The following is a 22,247-nucleotide window of genomic DNA, read 5'->3' on the forward strand; positions in this document are numbered from 1 at the left end:
AAAAATTAATTTTTTTAAAAATAATTTAATTGTATGATTTTATTAAAGTAAATAATTAAGATGATATGTCGTTACTATGAGCAGCAAAAATGTTTATCCTGTCAGTGGATAACAAAACCCTATGCAGAACAAATTGATGAAAAGCAGCAGACGTTATCGAGTCAATTAAGCGCTTTAAAACCAAAGTCAATATTGTCACCAATGACAAGCCCAACTGTTGCTTTTCGTAATAAAGCGAAGATGGCCGTATTAGGAACCGTTGAACGTCCTGTTTTAGGGATCATGACTAATGGTGAAGCCGTAGATTTGTGTGATTGCCCGCTCTATTCTGATAATATGCGCTTTACTTTATACAAAATACGAAAACTGATTAAAAAACTTCAATTAGTCCCATACAATATTCGACGTAAGAAGGGCGAAATAAAATTTGTCATCTTAACTGAAGCGCAAGATCAGTTTATGTTGCGCTTTGTACTACGTTCAGACAAAGACCGTCCAAAAATCACCGCCGCACTCAGTGACATTCAGGCGAGTATTCCGCAAATTACGGTTATTTCAATTAATATTCAACCTCAGCATGCCGCTATTTTAGAAGGTGAGCAAGAATATGTATTAACGAAGCAGCAACAATTCCCGATTGAACTCAATCACATTCCATTATTTATTGAAAAAGGGAGTTTTTTTCAGACGAATACTTTCGTCGCAGGGCAATTGTATTTAACGGCAAAGCAATGGCTTGCGACATTATCAATTAATCTAATTTGGGATTTGTTTTGCGGTGTAGGTGGGTTTGGTCTGCATTGTATCACACCGAGTCGCCAACTTATTGGTATTGAAATTAATTCAGAAGCGATTGAGTGTGCTAAACAATCTGCAGCAAAAATTGGTTATGATAAAATTCGTTTTCAATCCCTTGATGCAAGCCAATTCACCCATTTACATGTTGATGATCATCCTGATTTGATTTTGGTCAATCCCCCACGGCGTGGGCTAGGGTTAACGTTGGTTAATGATTTGCAGCACATATCTCCACAGTTTATCTTATATTCAAGTTGCAATTTAGAGACTTTAGTTTCAGACTTACACTATTTGACAGATTATCAAGTGAATTATGCTCAGTTATTTGATATGTTTCCACATACACCTCATATGGAAGTACTCGTTTTATTAGAAAAATTAAATGATAAAAGGTCAATATTATGAAGACAATGGGTTTAATTGGCGGTATGAGTTGGGAAAGTACAGTAACTTACTATCAAGTGATAAACCAAGTTGTCAAAGATCAGCTTGGTGGTTTACATTCGGCAAAATGCATTTTATATAGTGTCGATTTTTATGAAATAGAACAATGCCAAGCAAAAGGTGAATGGGATAAAAGTGCTAAAATATTGTCCGATGCTGCAATCAGTTTAGCTAAAGCGGGTGCAGACTTTATTGTCATTTGTACCAATACCATGCATAAAATTGCTGATCAAATTCAACAGCATATCCACATTCCTATATTACATATTGCACAGGCTACGGCATCCGAATTGGTTGATCATCACATCAAAAAAGTGGCATTACTGGGTACAAAATATACGATGGAGCAAGATTTTTACAAACACATTATTATTAATAACCATATCGATGTTGTCATTCCCGATAGTGATGATCGAAAAGTCGTAAATGATATTATTTATCATGAGTTATGTGTTGGTCATATCAATCCCTGTTCAAAAAAGGCAATGTTGTCGATAATTGATAAATTGGTGCTCGAAGGTGTTCAAGGCATTATTTTAGGCTGTACTGAAATTGGTTTACTGATTAATCAATCAGATACCGATATTCCTTTATTTGATACCAGCCTAATTCATGCAAAATCTGCTGCACACTATGCGTTAGGTAAAGCATAATAATAACTATTGCAATGAGCAATGATAACAAATAACACGCATAACAGTTTATGATATGATGGCTAATAATATTGGCGATAATAATTATAATGGAGGCTATTTTGATTCCTGATGTATCAAAAGCATTAGTTTGGCTTGAAAAACATTACACAATTTTAGAAGGTATTCAACGCGGCGTTGAGCGTGAAACTTTGCGAATATTACCCAATGGTGCGTTATCTAAAACCCCATTTCCTGCGGATATTGGTTCAGCCTTAACCCACCCATGGATTACCACTGACTTTGCGGAGTCGATGCTGGAGTTTATCACACCAGTTAATACTAATATCGATTATATGCTGACCTTTTTACGTGATCTTCATCGTTATGCAAATGTTAATATTCATGATGAATTGATGTGGCCATTAAGCATGCCGTGCTTCGTTGCTAATGAAGATGACATTATTCTTGCGCAATATGGGCAGTCAAATGAAGGCCAGTTCAAAACGCTTTACCGTGAAGGATTAAAAAATCGTTATGGTGCTATGATGCAAACGATTTCTGGTGTTCACTATAATTTTTCACTACCGATGGCATTTTGGCAAGCACGTGATGGTGTTAAAAACGCAGAGGAAGATAAAGAGGTTATCTCTGAAGGTTATTTCAGATTAATTCGTAACTATTATCGATTTGGTTGGGTGATACCTTATTTGTTTGGTGCTTCGCCCTCAGTTTGTGGTTCGTTCATTAAAGATCCGGAAAAATTAAAAGCGTTTGCATCGCAAACTGGCGGTAGTTGTTATTTACCTTATGCGACATCATTACGTTTAAGTGATATCGGATATACGAATAATGCACAAAAACAGCTTGGAATTACATTTAATCATTTAGACACTTATGTAGAAGGTTTAAGACGAGCAACCCATACAAAATCAGCTGAATTTAGTCAGATTGGTATTAAAGTCGATGGCAAATATCGTCAAATTAACGATAATATACTCCAAATTGAAAATGAATTTTATGCACCGATTCGTCCGAAGCGGGTGCCTAAAAAAGATGAAACGCCATCATCAGCTTTATTACGAGGCGGTATTGAGTATATTGAAGTCAGATCACTCGATATTAATCCTTTTTCACCCATTGGTATAACTGAAGACCAGATCCGATTTGTCGATTTATTCTTGATTTGGTGCGCATTAGCTCCTGCACCAGAGCTAAGTAGTGATGAGTTACAATGTACTAAAGTGAATTGGAATCGCGTCATTATGGAAGGCCGTAAACCGGGTCAAATTATCAGCATGGGATGTGGTAGTTACCATGAACCGCTGGCGAAAGTCGGTCACGACCTGTTTAAAGATTTATTACGGGTAGCGGATGTACTAGACCACACAGATGAAAAAAAACGTTATCGTAATGTATGTGAACGATTAGATACAATGTTTGATAACCCTGAGTTAACTTTATCTGCACGGACTTTGCAAGCAATCAGTGATATGGGCACATCAAAATTTGGTTTTGCTCTAGCGAATCAATACAAACAGCAACTTAATTCAGAGCCATTACAGGTTTTAACCGAAGGTGATTTTGTTTATCAAAAAAATCTTTCTTTAGAAAAACAGCGTCGTAAAGAACAAAATCAAACATTAACTTTCGATGAGTATTTAGCTCAAATGAATCAGCTTTAAGCTGAACGATAAGGAAAGATATGAATAGGTTTGTCGGATTACTATCTAAACATGAGCACGTTATACGTTATCATGAGGGTAATCATGTTGAACTTATTGAACCGAACCAAACTATTTTGGTGAAAAAACCACTGATTGCATCTAGTGAGCTTAATATTTTGGTTTGGAATATCTTTAAACAAAAGCGTGCGGACTGTTTGTCAGTGCTACAACATTATAGTGATAAAACCTCGCTGATTTTATTACAAGAAGCCCAGACTACACCGCAATTACTTAATTTTATTACACGTAATAAAAAAATTGCTGACCAAGTGGCAGCTTACTCATTTAACGATGTATATGCTGGTGTGATGACAATCTCTAATGCGACACCAATCAGTTCGATTCCGTTTAAAGAGCGAGAGCCCCTTATTCGTATTCCTAAATCTGCATTGATTACCGAATATATTTTACCAGATACATCCCAGACATTATTAGTTGCCAATATTCATGCCGTGAATTTTAGCTTAGGTATCAAAATTTATCGTCAACAAATTAGAATGTTACTCACTCAAGTGAGTTTGCATCAAGGGCCGGTTATTTTGGCAGGGGATTTTAATGCTTGGAGCAAACAGCGGATTAATCTACTGTATCAATTGATCCATAATATTAATCTTAAACCCGTTAATTTTTTAACGGATATTCGCAAAACCTTTATGGGACGCCCACTCGATTTTGTTTTCTATCGAGGTTTAACAGTCAAACACGCTGAAATTATTCATACCGATACTTCTGATCATAATCCACTGCTCGTCAATTTCAGTTTGATTTAATCACTTCACAATAACGATAGATCTGAATTAGTTTCGTTATAAAACGCTCATAACCTATCATTATAGTGTAAAAATAATATGTTTTAGGCTGAGCAAGATCCTATAAACTGCCATTTTTGATATTAATGGTCAGCTTATCGCCTGGTTTTAACTTATGGGCATTTTGTATTTTATTCCATTTTACCAATTCACTGACTTTGACTTTATGGTTTTTTGCTATGGAATAAAGATTATCACCTGACTTGATCCGATAAATAATTTGACTATAGCGTTTATGCTCTTGTTCATAAAAACGAATGTCATGATCCGTGATTTTAACATATTTATTATTGGTTAATGTCGGATCAAAGTAGGGATACTTAGCTGTCGATGGGTTTGTTTGTAATAATAAGTCGATGACTTCCGATTTAACTAAATTCGATTGCTGCAATTTATTGTAAAGTGTTTCTGCATACATTGACGGGATAAATAGATGGTAAGGCCCTTTAACGATTTTTTTCAAGTACGCGGCATTAAATGTGAGTAGCTCGTCTAATGAGATCCCCGCATATTCCGCAATTTTTTCTAAGCTGATCTGTTTTGACAAATCGACTCGAACAAGTGAATTTTCATAAGTACAAATCGGTAACGCAACATTGTAGGTTTGGTTGTGTCGAATTATATCGACAATGGCTAAAAATTTTGGAATATATTGCATGGTTTCTTTTGGTAAATTTAGTGCCCAAAAGTGGGTCGGTAAACCTTTCGACTTGTTCCATGCAATCGCTTTGTTAACTCGTCCCTCACCAGAATTATAGGCTGCAAGTGTAAGTAACCAATCCCCTTGATAACGTTGGTTAAGGTATTGTAATAGATTAATTGCGGTATCGGTTGATTCAATCAGATCACGTCTTGGATCATACCAACTGTTCTTGGTTAATCCATATTCTTTTGCTGTAATCGGCACTATTTGCCAAAGGCCTGCAGCCTTAGCATAAGAGGTTGCCAAGGGATTATAGGCACTTTCAATCAGTGGAATGAGTGCGAGTTCAACAGGCATATTGCGTTCATTGAGCTGATTAACGATATAATAAATATATGGTTCAGAACGTAAAATATTGGTTTCGAAAGACATTTTATTTTTTAATAATTTATCTTTTTCGTTGATGATTCTTTGATTATTAGGGATATCAATTTGCAATTGATTATGAATAAATGACCAAGGATCCTGAGTAATTAATGCATAATTTGAATCCACCTGACTGGTTGTGAGTGTGGTGGATTTTTGGGAAGCTGTGGCTCCCTTTAACTTGGGTGATTGCGTAGTTTGGCAACCATTAATCAATAATGCGGTTAATAGGAAAAAGACAATACGTAGTTTCATCATGGCATAATAGTATTTTATAATGGTGCGCATTATAGCTAAAAATTGTCTTTTTGTGACCTAAAAAATTCAAATAATGCTAATGCATTTTGGCAATTAAACTTTTGTTGTAATCGGGATTCATCACAGCGTAAAAAAAGGTTAATTTTTTTCTCTTTTTCAAGTGTTGTCGGTAAGGTCATTTTCAAGTGTTGAACCTGCTGGTAATAATCATGAATGGCTTTATCTTCGGGAAGGATTGAGCAAGCAAATTTCAGATTACTTAATGTATATTCATGAGCAGGACACACAATCGTTTCATCCGGTAAAGCTTTCAGCGTATTTAATGAGGTAAACATTTGTTGATAAGTGCCTTCAAAAATCCGTCCGCACCCGCCCGAGAATAACGTATCAGCACAAAACAGGTAAGGTTTGATGTAGTAGGCAAGATGTCCTAAGGTATGACCGGGCACTGCTATAATGTCAAACGTCATATCACCAATACGAATATGTGATTGTGATGAGATTTTGTTAATCTCTAGATTTATTTCATTCGGTCCAAAAGCATTGAGCTTAGGGTAGGTATTTTGTAATAATGTCACGCCGCCAATGTGATCTTGGTGATGGTGAGTCAGTAAAATACCTATTGGTGTTAATTGATGCTGCGATAGGTAGTCAATAACAGGCATTGCTTCAGAGGGATCAATAATCACAACTTGGCGGTGTTGGTTTTCAAGTAACCAAATATAGTTATCTTTTAATACTGGAATAACATGTAATTGATATTGCTGAGTCATATTATCACCTATTATTTAATCAAATCACTGATAATCATTCTGCGGTGAAGCCATCATCATTTAACGTTGGGCTGTTTGCAGATTCTTTGGCTATAATATCACAACGTTCATTTTCAACATGACCGGCATGACCTTTAACCCATACCCAATGAATACTATGTTGATTAACGGCCTTATCTAGCCTTAGCCATAAATCAGCATTTTTAACTGCTTTTTTATTTGCTGTACGCCAGCCATTTTTTTTCCAGTTATGAATCCATGTCAATATGCCATTACGTAAGTATTGGCTATCAGAATAGAGCGTAATGTCGCATTTTTGTTTTAATGCTTCAAGTGCGACGATGGCCGCTAATAGCTCCATTCTATTGTTAGTTGTTAAAAAATAACCTTCAGTTAACACACGTTCGGTTTGTTTATATTTTAAAATTGCCGCATAACCCCCCGGCCCAGGATTACCAAGGCAAGAGCCATCAGTATAAATATCGATTTTTTTTAACATACTAAAAGAAGTTTTTGAATTTTTGAAATAAACGGTAAACTATATTACAGAATTAATATGTAATACAAAACCAAAAATTTAACCATGAACAGTAAAAATATAATTACACCTAATCGACAAATCGTACTTGATACCGAAACAACTGGTATGAACCTTGATGGTAAAAACCATTATGAAGGACATAAAATTATTGAAATTGGTGCCGTTGAAGTTATCAATCGGCGACTAACAGGTAATCATTTTCACGTTTATATTAATCCACAGCGCCTTGTTGATGAAGAAGCATTCAATGTGCATGGGATTAGTGATGATTTTCTAAAAGATAAGCCCATTTTTAATGATGTTGCTAAAGAGTTTATTCAGTTTATTGAGGGCGCTGAGCTTGTTATTCATAACGCATCATTTGACGTCGGTTTTATGGATTATGAGTTTAGACTGGCGGGAATGGATTTTGTCACTGCGTCGCATTGTGTGGTTACCGATACCTTGGCGATGGCAAGACGGATTTTCCCAGGCAAACGTAATAACTTGGATGTGTTGTGTGAGCGCTATCAAATCGATAATTCACACCGAACTTTACACGGCGCTTTACTCGATGCTGAGATTCTAGCCGAAGTCTATTTGGCAATGACGGGTGGGCAAACATCGCTATCATTTAGTCAGGATGATGGCTCACACTCCAACTCATCTGCTTCACAAAATGCAATACAAAAATTACAGCGTGAAAAATTTAATCTAAAAATTATTCAAGCAAGTACTGAAGAACTTTGTGAACATAATAAGTCGTTAGACAAAATTGATAAAAAAAGTGGCGGTTCTATTTGGCGGAAATTAGTCTAATTAATCGTGATAATGATGATTTTCTGGTCAGTCAGTCGCGAAATTAGAAAAATTTGATTGACGATTTTACAATAAATCTTTATGATTCTGCCTACTTTATGACGAAGTGATTCGACATAAAGTGATGGTAAAACGCGGAGCGGTAGTTCAGTTGGTTAGAATACCTGCCTGTCACGCAGGGGGTCGCGGGTTCGAGCCCCGTCCGTTCCGCCAATTTTATCAAACAGTCGATTATTAAGGGTGCTAAAAGCGCCTTTTTTTATATCTAAAATCCATCGTATATTCTTCTTTTGTCTCTATATTCCAAATACTTGAATCAATTACCGTTTAGCTCAACAATGCGTTAACACAACCATTTGATATTTATCAAATAATAGCAATAGATTTATTCTATAAGTGTAATATTCAAATTCCCCTTGTAAATACATGGTTATACTTTTAAAGTGGAACTTAATTAATAATAATAATAATAATAATAATTTTAAATCATTGAGTTGTAATTTTTTATTTATATGAGGAGCACAGCAATGTCAGATAATAAAAATTTAACCACCGCCAATGGGGCCCCCGTTGCCGATAACCAGAATTCGAGAACTGCAGGCCCACGTGGTCCTGTTTTATTGGATGATTTCCATCTAGTTGAAAAGTTAGCTCATTTTAACCGTGAAAATATTCCAGAAAGACGCGTACATGCAAAAGGTTCGGCTGCATACGGTACATTTACTGTTACAAAAGATATTACACACTATTCTTATGCCAGTATTTTTGCCGAAATTGGTAAGCAAACGCCAATGATGATTCGTTTTTCAACCGTCGGTGGTGAACGAGGCTCATCTGATACGGCGCGAGATCCGCGTGGTTTTGCTGTTAAGTTTTATACAGATCAAGGTAACTGGGATATTGTTGGTAATAACACACCGGTATTTTTTATTCGTGATGCACTAAAATTCCCTGACTTTATACACACACAAAAACGAGATCCTCGTACTAATTTAAAAGATCCTCAAATGATGTGGGATTTTTGGTCCCATTCACCAGAATCATTACACCAAGTAACCATTTTATTTTCAGATCGTGGTATTCCACAAGGTTATCGCCATATGCATGGTTATGGTAGTCATACCTATAGTGTGATTAACGCAGATAATGAACGGTTTTGGGTGAAATGGCATTTTAGAACTGAACAAGGCATTAAAAATATCGATCCTAAAAAAGCGGCCGAAATCGATGGTACAAATCCTGATTCGGCGCAAGAAGATTTATATAAAGCCATTGAAAGTGGTGATTACCCTAGATGGCGCCTTTATATGCAAGTCATGACTGAAGCTCAAGCTAATTCACATCATGAAAATCCTTTTGATGTTACCAAAGTCTGGTCGCAAAAGACGTTTCCTTTAATTGAAGTGGGGCTTGTCGAACTTAATCGTAATCCCGATAATTATTTTTCTGAAGTTGAACAAGCCGCTTTTGCACCAAGTAATGTTGTTCCTGGCACAGGCTTATCACCTGATAAAATGCTACAAGGGCGAGTTTTTGCTTATGCCGATGCCCAGCGTTACCGCATTGGTACCAATTACCAACAGTTGCCTGTTAATGCACCTAAATGTCCGTATCATAATTACCAACGTGATGGTGCGATGCGTTTGACAAGCGAAGGTGCACCTAATTATGAACCTAACAGTATTGATAGTGCACCAAAGCAACAGCCACAATATGCTGAGCCAGCACTTAATCTTGGTGACGTAAGCGCTGATCGCTATAATCATCGTCTAGATGATGATTATTATTCACAACCAAAAGCATTATTTAACTTAATGAAACCTGAACAAAAGCAGTTGCTTATTGATAACATTACCGGCTCAATGCAACATGTAACACAGGATGTCAAAGTGAGACAATTAAAGCATTTTTATAAAATTGATCCTGCTTATGGTGAAGGTATTGCTAAAGGTTTAGGTATTGATATTCAGTTAATTAAATAAGTGCTAATATGAAACAGACTGCCAGTACTCATACTGGCAGTTTGATTTGGTTGTATTAAAATACGGTTGTTAATTGATTATTCAACCATTCAAATTTAATTGTGTACTTATTGTATTTAGGTATTATCCATAAAATGATATTATTGGGATTTTATAACGTGGTATTAAGCCGTTAATTAATAGAAAAATCAAAATGATATAAAAATAAGTCAGTAATTTTTTAAAATTAAAATAATAAATAGTATAACATGATGAAAAGAATATTTTTTTTAACGTTTTGTCTAATATGGACAAAATGTCATGCATTATTGGTTGCTTCAACAGCAAATGTGATTCAAGGGAATGAACCTTTGTTGGTTTTGGATAATGGTGTCACAGTAATTGAATCGGTTGATGATTTACTGATTGTCACGTTACCTGATGGCGTAACCCAGCATCCACCTGCAAGTGCGCCATATCCACTTACAACAGTATCATCAAATGAATCTCTTAGCCAATTTGCGACAAAATTTCTTGCGAATAATCAGGTGATCTCATTTTCAGCAGAACATTTTGATGACAAAGATGGCGATGAATTTTCCAGTATTAGTGGTTATTATAAAGCCACTTGGCAAGATAAAAAACGTCAAGTGATTGAAAATATCAACATTCAATTTGATGCCTGTAATGCACCGTACTATTTGACTATTAATGCAGGAGATTCTGCTAATCCTATTGTCGTCAATTCTAAATATGGATATCCACAAACAAAAAATTATGGATATGGTTTTAAAACGTATCGTATTGATGTAAAAGAAAAAAAATTGTGTTATTTAAAACCGACTGATATGAGCGTTCGATCCACTGGGACAACACTCTTTGGTTCTTATGCCTATGGGGGATATAATGCAAGTGTTTTCGATTCAAAAAATGGTTTTATACCGACCAAAACGACGTTTCCTTCAACAGCATTTCCTAAAGCCACTTTCCAAATGATAATGAGTGGTTTACAAACAGATTATAATTATCAAGTAGAAATCGATGGCGTTATCGTATCTGATTCAACAAATCCATCGGCTTATACCAAAGAAATTGAAATTGATAGTAATGGTAAGGTCGTTTTTAATAGCAAGCCAACAAAAGGGAGTTGGCCGGCAACAATTAAATTGATAGCTAAACATAAAAACGACATCGATGCTCCTATCATGACTTACTCAAGTAAGATTGATGTGTGGGTTGTGAGTTCAGACTATATGGATCCGGACAGAACAAAAGATGGCTATACCGCGGCCGTATCCTATTGTGAAGGTAAAGGAGGAACTTTAGCGCTAAGAAGTCAACTGACTAATTCACCTTACGCTAACTCATCGTATTTCCCCGCTAATGCTTCTCAACCACCAGTAGGAACCTCACCAAATTGGTGGGGACCTCAATATTTTACACGTGATTCAAATGCGAGTGACCGATTGAGTCGATCGCTAACAAGTGAATGGGGGCGAGTCTATAATTACACCGATTCTAAGATGGGAACCGGATACTATACGTCAGAATATTATGATAGTGCCAGTTCGACTACCGTTTATGGCGTGAGCATGCTTGATGGTGAAGTTCGTCGTTATTCAACAATGGGAATATTCACTGCATTGTGTTTATTATAATGACATTATCTACCTTGCTTAGGTTTATTTACGGTTTAAATAGGATTAAATAAACGAATAATTGGTTTGTATTTGTTGATATGGTAGACTTTTGAAAGTTACTTTAATTGAGCATGTTATGAATTATTCAACGATTGATTATCTTTCTATTGGGCAGCGGCTAAGAGCTTACCGTATTGCGGCATCACTTAAAGCAGAAGATGTGGCTAAAAATTTAAAAATTTCACGTGCTGCGGTGTATCGCCTTGAAAAAGGCGAAATCGTTAAAATTGAAACACTTGATCGCTTAGCGACTTTACTCAATACTTCTGTAACGAGTTTGCTTGGTGTTGATACCGAATATTATTCAAGTGGTGATGGTTTTTTTGAGCGCATGCGGCAGCTTGAGGAAAAATCAAGCTATATCTTTTCACACTTTGATCCTTTTTCATTTCTACTGACATCAAAACAATATTTATCGCATTTATCTACTATGTTAGCGGAAGCGAATATGCCGCAGAATCAACAAAAAATTGCCTCAACACTCGCGATTTTGAAAGAGCGTAAAGAAAATTTCCATGCGCATTTTCCACAAGTGATCAACCTGATTGGTTTACAAAATGTTGAGCGATTTTTACATTTGGGATTAGTGGGTAATTTAAATATTTCGCCAAGTAAAAAAATGGAACGCTGCCTGATGGCTCGCAAAGAAGTAGGGCATTTAATTGAATTATTAGAAGAAAAGGGGAAAAACCTTGAAATTGCAATTACTCAAGAAAGCATTCCCTCATTAACCTTCCAAATTTTTTATCAACAAAAGCAACCTTTAGCATTAGCGATTAGTCCTTTTCGTTTGGGTGAGTTACCTAATGTCTGTACAGGGATTGCCTCAATAACAGCGTCAAACGATGCCATTAAGCGATACCAGAATTTATTTGATAATTTGTGGAAGAATAGCGCAAAAAATCAGCAAGCTATCGATTTATTAAAGAAAACATTAGAGCGTTACTAACTATAAACTTATTATTGAGTTATTAGGGTATTACCTCTAAAATGTTTTACCATTAACCGTAATGATAAAAAGAGAATGTTAATGTCAGATATTAACAACAAGTTAACTATAAATCCTGTCACACTATTTGCTGGTACGATTAATTTACCCGGTTCAAAAAGTGTATCAAATCGTGCATTATTATTAGCGGCTTTATCACAAGGTAAAACCCGATTAACAAATTTATTAGATAGTGATGACGTCCGCTATATGTTAGATGCTTTATCTGCTTTGGGGGTAAACTATCAGCTCTCAGATGATCGTACGATTTGTGATATTCAAGGTGTTAATGGGCCACTTCGTGCAGATAAACCTTTAGAACTGTATTTAGGTAATGCAGGAACGGCCATGCGTCCATTGGCTGCAGCGCTTTGCCTTGGTGAGAATAATATTATTCTCACGGGCGAACCGCGAATGAAAGAGCGTCCCATTAAGCATTTGGTTGACGCATTACGTCAAGCCGGGGCTAAAATTGATTATCTTGAAAATGAGGGGTATCCACCGTTACATTTACAGGGTGGTTTTATGGGGGGGAACGTTAATGTTGATGGTTCGGTTTCCAGCCAGTTTTTAACCGCATTACTGATGGCTTCTCCGCTTGCACCACAGGATACTGAAATCACGATTATTGGTGATTTGGTCTCTAAGCCATATATTGATATTACCATTAAAATGATGGCGACATTTGGTGCTCATGTCGATAATCATAATTATCAACGATTCACCATTAAATCAGGTCAAACCTACCGTTCACCTGGGAGCTATTTAGTCGAAGGTGATGCCTCATCCGCTTCCTATTTTTTAGCCGCAGCTGCGATTAAAGGTGGTACTGTGCGCGTGACGGGTATTGGTAAAAACAGTTTACAAGGCGATACGCAATTTGCACATGTCCTCGAAAAAATGGGCGCAAAAATTACGATGGCAGATGAATATATTGAGTGTACTAAAGGTGAACTCAATGGTATTGATATGGATATGAATCATATTCCTGATGCCGCGATGACAATTGCAACAACAGCGCTATTTGCTAAAGGACCAACAACAATCCGTAATATTTATAACTGGCGAGTCAAAGAAACAGATCGTTTGGCTGCGATGGCGGCTGAGTTACGAAAAGTAGGTGCTCAAGTTGAAGAAGGGCATGACTATATTACGATTGTGCCGCCTGCGCAGCTCAAACATGCAGAAATTGAAACCTATAATGATCATCGAGTGGCAATGTGTTTTTCATTAGTGGCATTATCGGATACACCTGTGACAATTTTAGACCCAAAATGTACTGCAAAAACGTTTCCGACTTATTTTGAACAGTTTAAAAAAATGAGTGCTTAATCTTTTATAATGTCATAGGGTAAAGGGCATTTGTGAATAAACCCGTTAAGTTGCAAAGCGGTTAAATCTAACCGCCTTGCACTAATCTTAGCAACAAAAACGTTTAATTAATTTTTGGATGGTTTCTTTCGTTGGTGTCAAAAATGCCATATCGACAAATTCATCCGGTTGATGTGCCTGCTCAATCGAGCCCGGTCCCAATACAATTGTCGGCGAAATCTGATTTAAATAAGGTGCTTCTGTACTGTAATTGACGGTTTGCGCTGATTGATTAAGTAATTTTTCAACTTCTTGTAAAGCGGGTTCATCCTTTTTACACTCATAACCTGGAATCGGATCAACTTCATATTTCACTTCAATTCGATTTGGATATTTATCCATCACAGGTTTGAGTGAGTGGCATAAAATATCGAATAACGAATGGATATCCATTTCCGGTAAAGCTCGAATATCCATGACTAACTCACAGCATCCGCAAATGCGATTTGCTGCATCACCACCGTGAATAATGCCTAAATTCATCGTTGGATAAGGGACGGCAAAACTCTCATTATGGTACTCGTCTTTCAATTTTTGTTTAAGTTGTAATAATCGTTCAATCACCAGATGCATCACCTCAATTGCATTGATGCCTTTTTCTGGATCACTAGAATGGCCTGATTTACCTATCACACGAATAACATTGGATACAAATCCTTTGTGTGCCCGAATTGGGATGAGTGAAGTGGGCTCACCAATAATCGTACAATCCGGTTGTAGCGTTGCGGTCTTAGCAAAATGTACAGCACCTGCCATCGTGATTTCTTCGTCGGCAGTTGCCAAAATATGTAATGGCTTTTGTAAGGTTTTTAAATCAATATCACGTAGCGATTCTAAGATAAATGCAAAAAAACCTTTCATATCGGCAGTGCCTAAGCCATACCATTTATTATTTTGCTCTGTTAACTTAAAGGGATCTTTGGTCCATTGACCTTCGTCAAAAGGCACGGTATCGGTGTGACCACTTAATAATAATCCACCTTGAGTATGATTACTGTCATTACTGTAGCTTGCGAGTAAATTGAATTTATTACGCGTTCCCGTGACGGGTTGAATACTGATCGAAAATCCCAAATCTGCAAACCAGTTAGCCAGTTTATCAATCAGTGCTTTATTGGAGTAATCTAGTTTTTCATTGGTTACGCTACTAATTGTCGGAATAGTAATTAACTCATTATAGATTTGGATAAAAGAAGGTAATGTCATAATCATCTTTGCCTTGATAAATAGTCATTTGACTATCATACAACAAAACTAGCCATAGCAATATGCTATTATTGGAAGTTATGAGTGCATATGGGAACCATCATTCAGTAATATTTGAGCGCAATCTTACCGATAAATGACAAAATAATACCGTTAAATTAGGCTTGGCCTTTCATTACCAAGGCAAAAAAGGTGTCTAAAGTCTGCTCTTTATTCAATGTGAATGATTTATCTTGCAGGGTATATTCATAGATCCGATCTAAACGAAAATGACGAAAATCATTACGAATTAAGCACCAAGCGACAATCGTCCATTTATCATTCCAAAAAAAGATCCCTAATGGGTAAATATCTCGTGATTGAGGATGAATATCTTGAGGTTTTTGGTAGTCAATTTTTACCACCCGTTTTTGACAAATGGCTTGATTTAAAATATCAATCATTGCCCCATAACGCATTGAATTAAAACTTGGTGCATATATTTTTATGCTATCAATCTCGTGTTGTTGTTTTTTAGGTAACGCACTACCAAGTTTTGACAGGGCTTTTTCTGCATTTTGTTTGACTTTACCCCCGAGTGAGGATGCCATTTTAGCTCCAATCACTAAACTGGTCAGTTCCCCCACATCGAACATCAATGGTGGTAAGTCGTAATCTCGATGCAAAATATAACCGACACCGGCTTCACCATCAATGGGGACACCGCTGCACAATAAATCTTGAATATCTCGATAAATGGTGCGTTCAGACACTTCTAGGGTGTGCGCAAGCCATTTTGCAGTTGTTAAACGCCTCGTACGTAAAAATTGAATAATTTGAAATAATCGGTCGGCGCGGCGCATACAATCCTTAAACTAACGCTATTTTAATTATCATTATCTTTATGATAACAATATAATGACTATCTACTAAATGGTATATTAAAAATTCAGTATTGCTTTATGTAAAATATTTTATCATCACGTGTTAACTTAGCCCTTAACATTAAAATTTATCCTTGTGATTAATCTCAAATACATCCTTTCTGTTATCGGTAAGAGAAGGGCTAATCGCCCTTCATATATTGCATTATACATTTTGTGACCAAAGGCCAACATAGTTTCCTTCACAATCTTTAAAACCAGCAATGTAACCATTTTCACCAATATCCGTGACCGGAAATACGGTTTCACCACCCAGTGCGTTAATTTTTTCTAATTGCTTAGTAACGGAATCTGTTTTTAGGTAAATAATGATGGTGCCAGCCCCCGGTTGATGATCAAGATAATAGGGACTATATACTAATGATCCCCCCGTATACCCTTCCGTATAGGGAAAAACTGCATTTTTCATATGCTCGCTTTCGCAACGACTAAATTTAATATCAAACGCGGCTTCGTAAAATTGAATGGCACGCTCAAAATCTTGTGTGACGATTTCAAACCAAGCTAGTGGACTTGTCTGTTTCATGTTTTCCTCTTTTTATTCATGTTGTGTTTATGACAAAAACGAGTATACATAACCGCTACTGACAGCATTATGTCAGTAGTGATGTTTGATTGAGTGATATGAGTGAATTTTAGTCAAAAAAATAGCACCGAGTGGTGCTATCATACAAATCATTAAGCCTTAACTTAAGGGCACTTATAGACTTTACCTTCCATCACCGCATCTGTCGGCGCTAAGTCTGACACATATTTGGCTGTGGCATCTTGTGCATCATAAATCGTATTACCCCCCATGCTTGCTGCATTATTTAATAAATCTATTGCGGCATCACGGATAAGTTCGCTATGGGTTTTAGTGCCTGAAAAGAACGAACCACGACGACCTTCTGCTTGACCAATAAATTGACAACTATCGGCTGGTTTGGTATCAACAAATTTCACATGTTGGCCTGCAGGAGTGAGTTGGTATTTCGATGTTCCACTGCATCCGTTAAGTAGCAAAACCGTAGCCGAAACGGCACTGACAACCAACAGTACTTTTTTCATAGACATATCATTATTTCCTTTTAGCTAAGCACAAATCATTGCGTTAATATAAATGATTGTAACAATTTTATCGACTAAATAAATTAAAATCACGCTGTTCTAAGCACATTATATTTCATATTCATGAAAAATAGTTGAAGATTTAATCAACCCGATAATTATTTCACAATAAAATCTAGCAAAAACAGCTTAAGTTGATTATAATCGCAAGCCTTATCAAAACACATATTCAATTTGGCCCCTTAGCTCAGTTGGTCAGAGCAGTCGACTCATAATCGATTGGTCACTGGTTCAAGTCCAGTAGGGGCCACCATTTATGCAATAAAATCAATAATTTATAAAATTCAATTTTCCCTGTTTTTTTGCCGATGGCGATAAAATGGCGATCTAAATTTTATTTTATATTCTTAACTTATTCAATTGGTTATAAATTTATCACACCTTTCATTTATTAAAAAGCATAGACCAATCAATAGATAATCGATTGCTTGCAGCATCTTATTCAGTACAAGGTTAATCTATTGGACTATTTTTACATGGTTTTAGTGTTATATTAATTAAATAATCTATTGCATGTTTTTGAGTTGTCTAAAAATGACTATATCGTGTTCAAACTTCATACCGTAGCACTTTGAATATACGGTAAGGTTGCATCCGTTGAATGAATTTTAAGAATATAATTATGATTTATTTTATGACCAGTGATAACATTCTTACTAATGTTCTGAGAGTATTGTAAACAATAGACCAAAAGAGGAATAATTTAGATGAAAAAAATAATTTTATCATTTTGTTTGTTACTAAGTTCAGGTTTAGTACTAGCAGCAAATAGCGAGTTAGAAACTTTAATAAATAGACCAGCACTTACTTATGGTAATTATTTAAAGTTATATAATTCAGGTGATAAAAATTACCAAAATATTGCAATATCTAACTTGAAAGGAGTTATGGAAGGTGTTTCTATGACGGCAGTTAAAGCCGAAGTTCACTATAATACAAAACTTTTTTGCGTCCCTGACGATATAGCAATATCAGATAAAGATGCAATGAAATTAATGGAAGATTACGTTTTATCATTTGCTCCACAATTCCGAAAAAAACGGTTCGATGTCAATTTATCTACGACTTATATTTTTGCATTAGATTATAAATATCCATGTAATAAATAACATTAATTGAGTACTGTACACTTAACGTAAATAATGGCGATAAAATGGCGGTTGAGAATGTTTTTATATAGGTAAATGTGTCTATATGCGTATCCTTAATAGTTTGATTTATTTATAACTTATTGACTTTAAAAACTATTCCAAAGAACACATAATCGATTGGTCACTGGTTCAAGTCCAGTAGGGGCCACCATAAAAACCATTGATTTATATAATTTTTAAGAATTACTTACATTCTTCATTGTGTCATTGGATTTGCTTTGTGCCGTAAATGTGACATTGTTTGCACATTCAATCTTATGTTCAGCGTTCAAATGGGCGTAGTTATTAACCATTCCTAACGTCTCCTATCTGCCAAGATTTTTGAGCGAGTAAATATATAACCACAACTGTTTGATAAAGTTATAAAATAAATAAAATGATATTTATTAATAGATATCATTTTATTTAGGCAACTAAATCAACGATAAAATTAAACAAGGAATTTATAATAAGAAGCTAATGCCTTCTGACTTATTAAAGCGCTTAATTGCACTTTTTTTATTTATGCGTATGGATAGTAAATGACATATGCCAGATCCAGTGTCATGGTAACGTTTATCAAAAAAGTGACAGGTGTTATCTCTAGAGGCATAATCCTCATGTTTGTCTTGGTAATTGTTCATCACTTAGAATGTAAGCAACTTGTGCCCTGATAGTTAGTCAGCCATTTGTCTAATATTCAGTAATAATTGGCGAAACGAATTACCTAACATTAACAAAAGACATCTATCAAATAATCAATTTAAATATCTTGACTGTCTATGCTACTCGTAATATAAAATTGTCGATATTCAAGAAATATTTAAAAAAATTCAATCTCTAGTGAAATTGAGGGTTTTTTGCTGCTTAATTTATGAGTTTGTTTTTTGAGGTAGTAAATGAAATTTAACTTATTGATGTCACTTATTTTTGTTTTTGTGCTCACAGGCTGTGATAAGAAAATAGACGCAACTAACAAAGAAAGTTTTTTAGAATCGATTAAGATCATAGAGGCTGATTTGCCTGATGATAAATATATCGCTTTTACTGTCGGTATTGATAGATTAACTATTAAATCTGTATTACCCCTTAGTGATCTTGTCAATGATCAAGATATTAGCGACGAAGAGCTGCACCGATTATCCTTTGACGAAATAAGAAAAACTTTTGATGGAAAGACAGCAGATGAAATTATTAAAGCCTCTGAAGAATATAAAAAAGAAATGGGTTGGTAAGCGGTTTCAATAATATTGAAAAAAATCGTGTGGTATAAATATGCTAGACTGATAGAGAATGAATAGAGTCCTGTTAGAGATAGCAGGGCTTTTTTATTGCCGTTACTCATTCAAATTATATGTAATTAATGATATTTATATATGGGATAATGAATTATTACCACAAAGGAAATCTTTTGTTCGAGGCAACCATATATAGATGAAGAAAATTTTTATGATGATAACCAACAGTGATTAGCTAAATTGAAGATCATTTTTACCGAATATCAGGAATATAGCGACTGGGTAAAGACAAGCCTAGTCAGTTATAATGTCAATTATTTCATTGTCAAAGATTGGTGAAACTAAAAAGCTATAAATAATCAAGCCTGAACCTAAAAATCAGGCTTTTTTATTTTATGAATGATAAGAAAGAAAGTTTCAATTTTTATCCAATTAAAATAGCGATAAATTTAATTCGTTAAATTAATTTTTTTCTTTTTGTATTTTATTTGTATAATTTAACCATCATGAATGGTTATCTATAGGTGAATAATGTTTTATTATTTTAGGCTGGTTAAACTATGTTTATTAATTTTACTCAGCTTATTTATTTCTGGGTGTATCAATGCCCCATCAAAAGTTCTTCCTGAAAAAGAAATAATAATTAAGATAAAATCAGATCGTGATTTAGGTGTTATCGCAGAATCTAAAGATACAACCTATTATTTTACAAATGAAAAAACAAAGGTCAACTTAGCCATTTATGCCAATTTTTTGAAAGATTTTAAAAATGATATCAATAGTATTGAAGTGTCATTTCTTCAATCAAATACTGATGATTCTGTTTATGTAACATACATAAATTATGTCCCAGAGGAAAAAATTAAAAATAAATTAGAACTTTTTAATAAATACAAAGATCGAAGCAAAGTTTCCAATGGTTTAGTGACCGTTGGATTTAATACTGAAGGAAAATTTATCACCCAACAAAATATATTATCAGAAGATGATATGTTAGACAGCCCAATTGAAGTAAATGTTAATCAAGTGTCAAAATCAATTCCAAATAATAATGTTTTTAATGAGATTAGTGCAGTCGCTATTCTACCTATATTTGTTCCTTTCATGATGATTGGTTGTGTTGTTGGCCCATGTTAGTTTGCAAAATGTCTGAAATAAATAAGTAATATAATATTTTATTAATAATTATATAGTTAAATATCTCTTGTCAGCAAAATACAGATATTTAATAAAGGAATGTATAATTAAAAAAATTATCGTTTTAGTTTTAATCACTACCTTATGTTTAACAGATGCAGCGATGGCAGATGGTTTCAATAACGGTACAATACAACAATTCAATAGCTGCTATATAGGTCAAACACAAGCAGAAATTACCATAGAACAAGCCAAACAAATGCCAGTAATTTACAACGATATGTTGTTAAACAAATGGTGATGAAGATTATGTATTATAAGATAGTACTGGCTCAATAAATGTCGAAATCGATCAAAAATATTGGTCGGTATTACCATCAATCCAACGGACCTCGTTCAAATAACCAGTGAAATTCAAACTCATCGATTTAAACCTGTTGATATTGAGGTAAAAAATATTCAAGTAATTACATAAGCAAAATAAGTTATTATTTGAATTTTAAAGTCCCGCTCTAAAAAGTTGAGTATTTTATGTTTATGAGAAGTCAATTTTAGGATGATAAATTAAGAATTTATCTTTATGAAAAAAGTAACAAAGAAATTCGAATAATAAATACATAACAAAAAATTAAATTAAAAATAAAATCAAAATGTTATGTTTTCACAACGCCTTGATTATCTGAACCATATAATAAAGCTGGTAATATATTAATAATTGTGTTCTAATAATCAACAGCATCAGTTCTGCATTAATTTTAAATACCTAGTCATTAGTCAAAAATAATTCCTTCTCTTGTTTTCTTCTATTTTCTTTATATTAATCATCTAGCGTAGAGATTTTGCAAATATTAGCCAACTGGCTACAATTAATTATTAAAGGATTTATTATATGTCGAAAACAACAGGTTTAGTAAAATGGTTTAACGAAAGTAAAGGTTTTGGTTTTATCACTCCTAATGATGGCAGCAAAGATTTATTTGTTCATTTTTCTTCATTGGTTGGTGATGGGTTTAAAACGCTTTATGAAGGTCAAAAAGTGGAATACACAGTTGGTACTGGAGAAAAAGGTCCGACAGCAAACAATGTAGTAGTGGTTGCATAATTTGAAAAAATATTATTTTTTAGTTAAACGTAAGCACAAAAAAACTATAAAAAATGATTAAAGTGACTTGGCCGAGTTTTTAATCAATTCTTAGTAAAATGATCAAGTTTCATCTCAAATTATATGAATGAATTTTAGATAAATATTGATTAAACATTTTAGCATAATTTAAGCCTTAGCTAAACGCTGGGGCTTTTTTTTACCTAAAGTTAGTAGTGTTAATACACTTACGATAGATGCGAGTTTTTCTTTTGGGCTGAATTTATCCAACTCAACCGTTTTAGTAAACCCAATTTAGATAATTTAAACATAAAGGGCTACTGTCGGTAATCAATCAACGTCTTCCCATAGGATGTAATCATAAAAAACTTATTTATGGGCAAATATACTTCACCTATTTCTTTTTTTAGGGTGCTATTTGTACTTTGCTTAAAGCCTTAGGTCTAACTGATGTTGCATCCTAATCCGTATCCTGCTTTCAATAGTTACCTTCATTATCAATTAGCTTTATAAGCATCGAGACTTTCATCCT

20 protein-coding genes and 2 tRNA genes are annotated in these 22,247 nt (G+C 34.8%); 15 read left to right on the forward strand and 7 right to left on the reverse strand.

Going from position 1 to position 22,247, the window contains the following annotated elements; all coding sequences use genetic code 11:
- The first annotated feature begins 60 nt into the window (after nt 1-60).
- The 4 genes from rlmC (at nt 61) to ABEA36_RS02790 (ending at nt 4,371) form a co-directional block, all read left to right on the forward strand.
- On the forward strand, nt 61-1,203 hold the full coding sequence (gene rlmC, locus ABEA36_RS02775) for a 23S rRNA (uracil(747)-C(5))-methyltransferase RlmC (RefSeq protein WP_345488565.1): 1,143 nt from the start codon (nt 61-63) through the stop codon (nt 1,201-1,203).
- The gene (locus ABEA36_RS02780) at nt 1,200-1,895 is read left to right on the forward strand and encodes an aspartate/glutamate racemase family protein (protein ID WP_345488567.1); all 696 of its coding nucleotides are present in this window, start codon (nt 1,200-1,202) and stop codon (nt 1,893-1,895) included. The genes rlmC and ABEA36_RS02780 overlap by 4 nt, the downstream gene beginning before the upstream one ends.
- 101 nt (nt 1,896-1,996) lie before the next feature.
- Nucleotides 1,997-3,559, forward strand: a complete 1,563-nt coding sequence (gene gshA / locus ABEA36_RS02785) for a glutamate--cysteine ligase (RefSeq protein WP_345488569.1) — start codon at nt 1,997-1,999, stop codon at nt 3,557-3,559.
- Between the two features lie 20 nt (nt 3,560-3,579).
- Nucleotides 3,580-4,371 carry an endonuclease/exonuclease/phosphatase family protein gene (locus tag ABEA36_RS02790; RefSeq protein WP_345488571.1) on the forward strand — a complete coding sequence of 264 codons (792 nt, stop codon included), beginning with the start codon at nt 3,580-3,582 and terminating at the stop codon, nt 4,369-4,371.
- Between the two features lie 100 nt (nt 4,372-4,471).
- On the opposite strand, the gene ABEA36_RS02795 is transcribed toward ABEA36_RS02790, so the two are convergent.
- The 3 genes from ABEA36_RS02795 to rnhA are packed head-to-tail and all read right to left on the reverse strand — an operon-like array spanning nt 4,472 to nt 7,009.
- A complete protein-coding gene (locus ABEA36_RS02795) occupies nt 4,472-5,734 on the reverse strand; it encodes a transglycosylase SLT domain-containing protein (RefSeq protein WP_345488573.1) in 1,263 nt (420 codons plus the stop codon).
- A gap of 38 nt (nt 5,735-5,772) precedes the next feature.
- Nucleotides 5,773-6,510: a hydroxyacylglutathione hydrolase gene (gene gloB / locus ABEA36_RS02800; RefSeq protein ID WP_345488575.1), complete on the reverse strand. Its 738-nt coding sequence runs from the start codon at nt 6,508-6,510 to the stop codon at nt 5,773-5,775.
- 34 nt (nt 6,511-6,544) lie between these two features.
- The gene (gene rnhA / locus ABEA36_RS02805) at nt 6,545-7,009 is read right to left on the reverse strand and encodes a ribonuclease HI (RefSeq protein WP_345488577.1); all 465 of its coding nucleotides are present in this window, start codon (nt 7,007-7,009) and stop codon (nt 6,545-6,547) included.
- A gap of 84 nt (nt 7,010-7,093) precedes the next feature.
- Here rnhA and dnaQ point away from each other — a divergent pair, with 84 nt between their 5' ends.
- The 6 genes from dnaQ (at nt 7,094) to aroA (ending at nt 13,830) form a co-directional block, all read left to right on the forward strand.
- On the forward strand, nt 7,094-7,849 hold the full coding sequence (gene dnaQ / locus ABEA36_RS02810; RefSeq protein WP_345488579.1) for a DNA polymerase III subunit epsilon: 756 nt from the start codon (nt 7,094-7,096) through the stop codon (nt 7,847-7,849).
- 136 nt (nt 7,850-7,985) lie between these two features.
- Nucleotides 7,986-8,062, forward strand: a tRNA-Asp gene (locus ABEA36_RS02815).
- A gap of 314 nt (nt 8,063-8,376) precedes the next feature.
- The gene (locus ABEA36_RS02820) at nt 8,377-9,831 is read left to right on the forward strand and encodes a catalase (protein ID WP_345488582.1); all 1,455 of its coding nucleotides are present in this window, start codon (nt 8,377-8,379) and stop codon (nt 9,829-9,831) included.
- Between the two features lie 251 nt (nt 9,832-10,082).
- A complete protein-coding gene (locus ABEA36_RS02825) occupies nt 10,083-11,468 on the forward strand; it encodes a hypothetical protein (RefSeq protein WP_345488584.1) in 1,386 nt (461 codons plus the stop codon).
- 118 nt (nt 11,469-11,586) lie between these two features.
- Entirely contained in the window at nt 11,587-12,459 is an 873-nt protein-coding gene (locus tag ABEA36_RS02830; RefSeq protein WP_345488586.1) for a helix-turn-helix domain-containing protein, read from the forward strand.
- Nucleotides 12,460-12,540: 81 nt separating this feature from the next.
- A complete protein-coding gene (gene aroA / locus ABEA36_RS02835; RefSeq protein WP_425571846.1) occupies nt 12,541-13,830 on the forward strand; it encodes a 3-phosphoshikimate 1-carboxyvinyltransferase in 1,290 nt (429 codons plus the stop codon).
- A gap of 87 nt (nt 13,831-13,917) precedes the next feature.
- Here the strand turns inward: aroA and argE are convergent, their stop codons facing one another.
- From argE to ABEA36_RS02855, 4 genes are all read right to left on the reverse strand, one after another.
- Nucleotides 13,918-15,081, reverse strand: a complete 1,164-nt coding sequence (argE, locus tag ABEA36_RS02840; protein WP_345488588.1) for an acetylornithine deacetylase — start codon at nt 15,079-15,081, stop codon at nt 13,918-13,920.
- Between the two features lie 152 nt (nt 15,082-15,233).
- Nucleotides 15,234-15,917 (reverse strand): helix-turn-helix transcriptional regulator, encoded by a 684-nt coding sequence (locus ABEA36_RS02845; protein WP_345488590.1) that lies wholly within the window; start codon nt 15,915-15,917, stop codon nt 15,234-15,236.
- A gap of 226 nt (nt 15,918-16,143) precedes the next feature.
- Nucleotides 16,144-16,524 carry a VOC family protein gene (locus tag ABEA36_RS02850; RefSeq protein ID WP_345488592.1) on the reverse strand — a complete coding sequence of 127 codons (381 nt, stop codon included), beginning with the start codon at nt 16,522-16,524 and terminating at the stop codon, nt 16,144-16,146.
- A gap of 164 nt (nt 16,525-16,688) precedes the next feature.
- A complete protein-coding gene (locus ABEA36_RS02855; protein WP_345488594.1) occupies nt 16,689-17,054 on the reverse strand; it encodes a DUF4156 domain-containing protein in 366 nt (121 codons plus the stop codon).
- 230 nt (nt 17,055-17,284) lie between these two features.
- On the opposite strand from ABEA36_RS02855, the gene ABEA36_RS02860 reads away from it, so the two are divergent.
- The 5 genes from ABEA36_RS02860 (at nt 17,285) to cspE (ending at nt 21,715) form a co-directional block, all read left to right on the forward strand.
- Nucleotides 17,285-17,361: transfer RNA gene (locus ABEA36_RS02860), tRNA-Ile, on the forward strand.
- A 454-nt stretch (nt 17,362-17,815) separates the two neighbouring features.
- A complete protein-coding gene (locus tag ABEA36_RS02865) occupies nt 17,816-18,217 on the forward strand; it encodes a hypothetical protein (protein WP_345488596.1) in 402 nt (133 codons plus the stop codon).
- Nucleotides 18,218-19,137: 920 nt separating this feature from the next.
- Nucleotides 19,138-19,473, forward strand: a complete 336-nt coding sequence (locus ABEA36_RS02870) for a DUF6694 family lipoprotein (protein ID WP_345488598.1) — start codon at nt 19,138-19,140, stop codon at nt 19,471-19,473.
- Nucleotides 19,474-20,007: 534 nt separating this feature from the next.
- Nucleotides 20,008-20,613 carry a hypothetical protein gene (locus ABEA36_RS02875; RefSeq protein WP_345488600.1) on the forward strand — a complete coding sequence of 202 codons (606 nt, stop codon included), beginning with the start codon at nt 20,008-20,010 and terminating at the stop codon, nt 20,611-20,613.
- Between the two features lie 889 nt (nt 20,614-21,502).
- Nucleotides 21,503-21,715: a transcription antiterminator/RNA stability regulator CspE gene (gene cspE, locus ABEA36_RS02880; RefSeq protein ID WP_345488602.1), complete on the forward strand. Its 213-nt coding sequence runs from the start codon at nt 21,503-21,505 to the stop codon at nt 21,713-21,715.
- The last annotated feature ends 532 nt before the right edge of the window (nt 21,716-22,247 follow it).

The sequence above is a fragment of the Orbus sasakiae genome (genome assembly GCF_039542345.1).
Classification (GTDB): domain Bacteria; phylum Pseudomonadota; class Gammaproteobacteria; order Enterobacterales; family Orbaceae; genus Orbus; species Orbus sasakiae.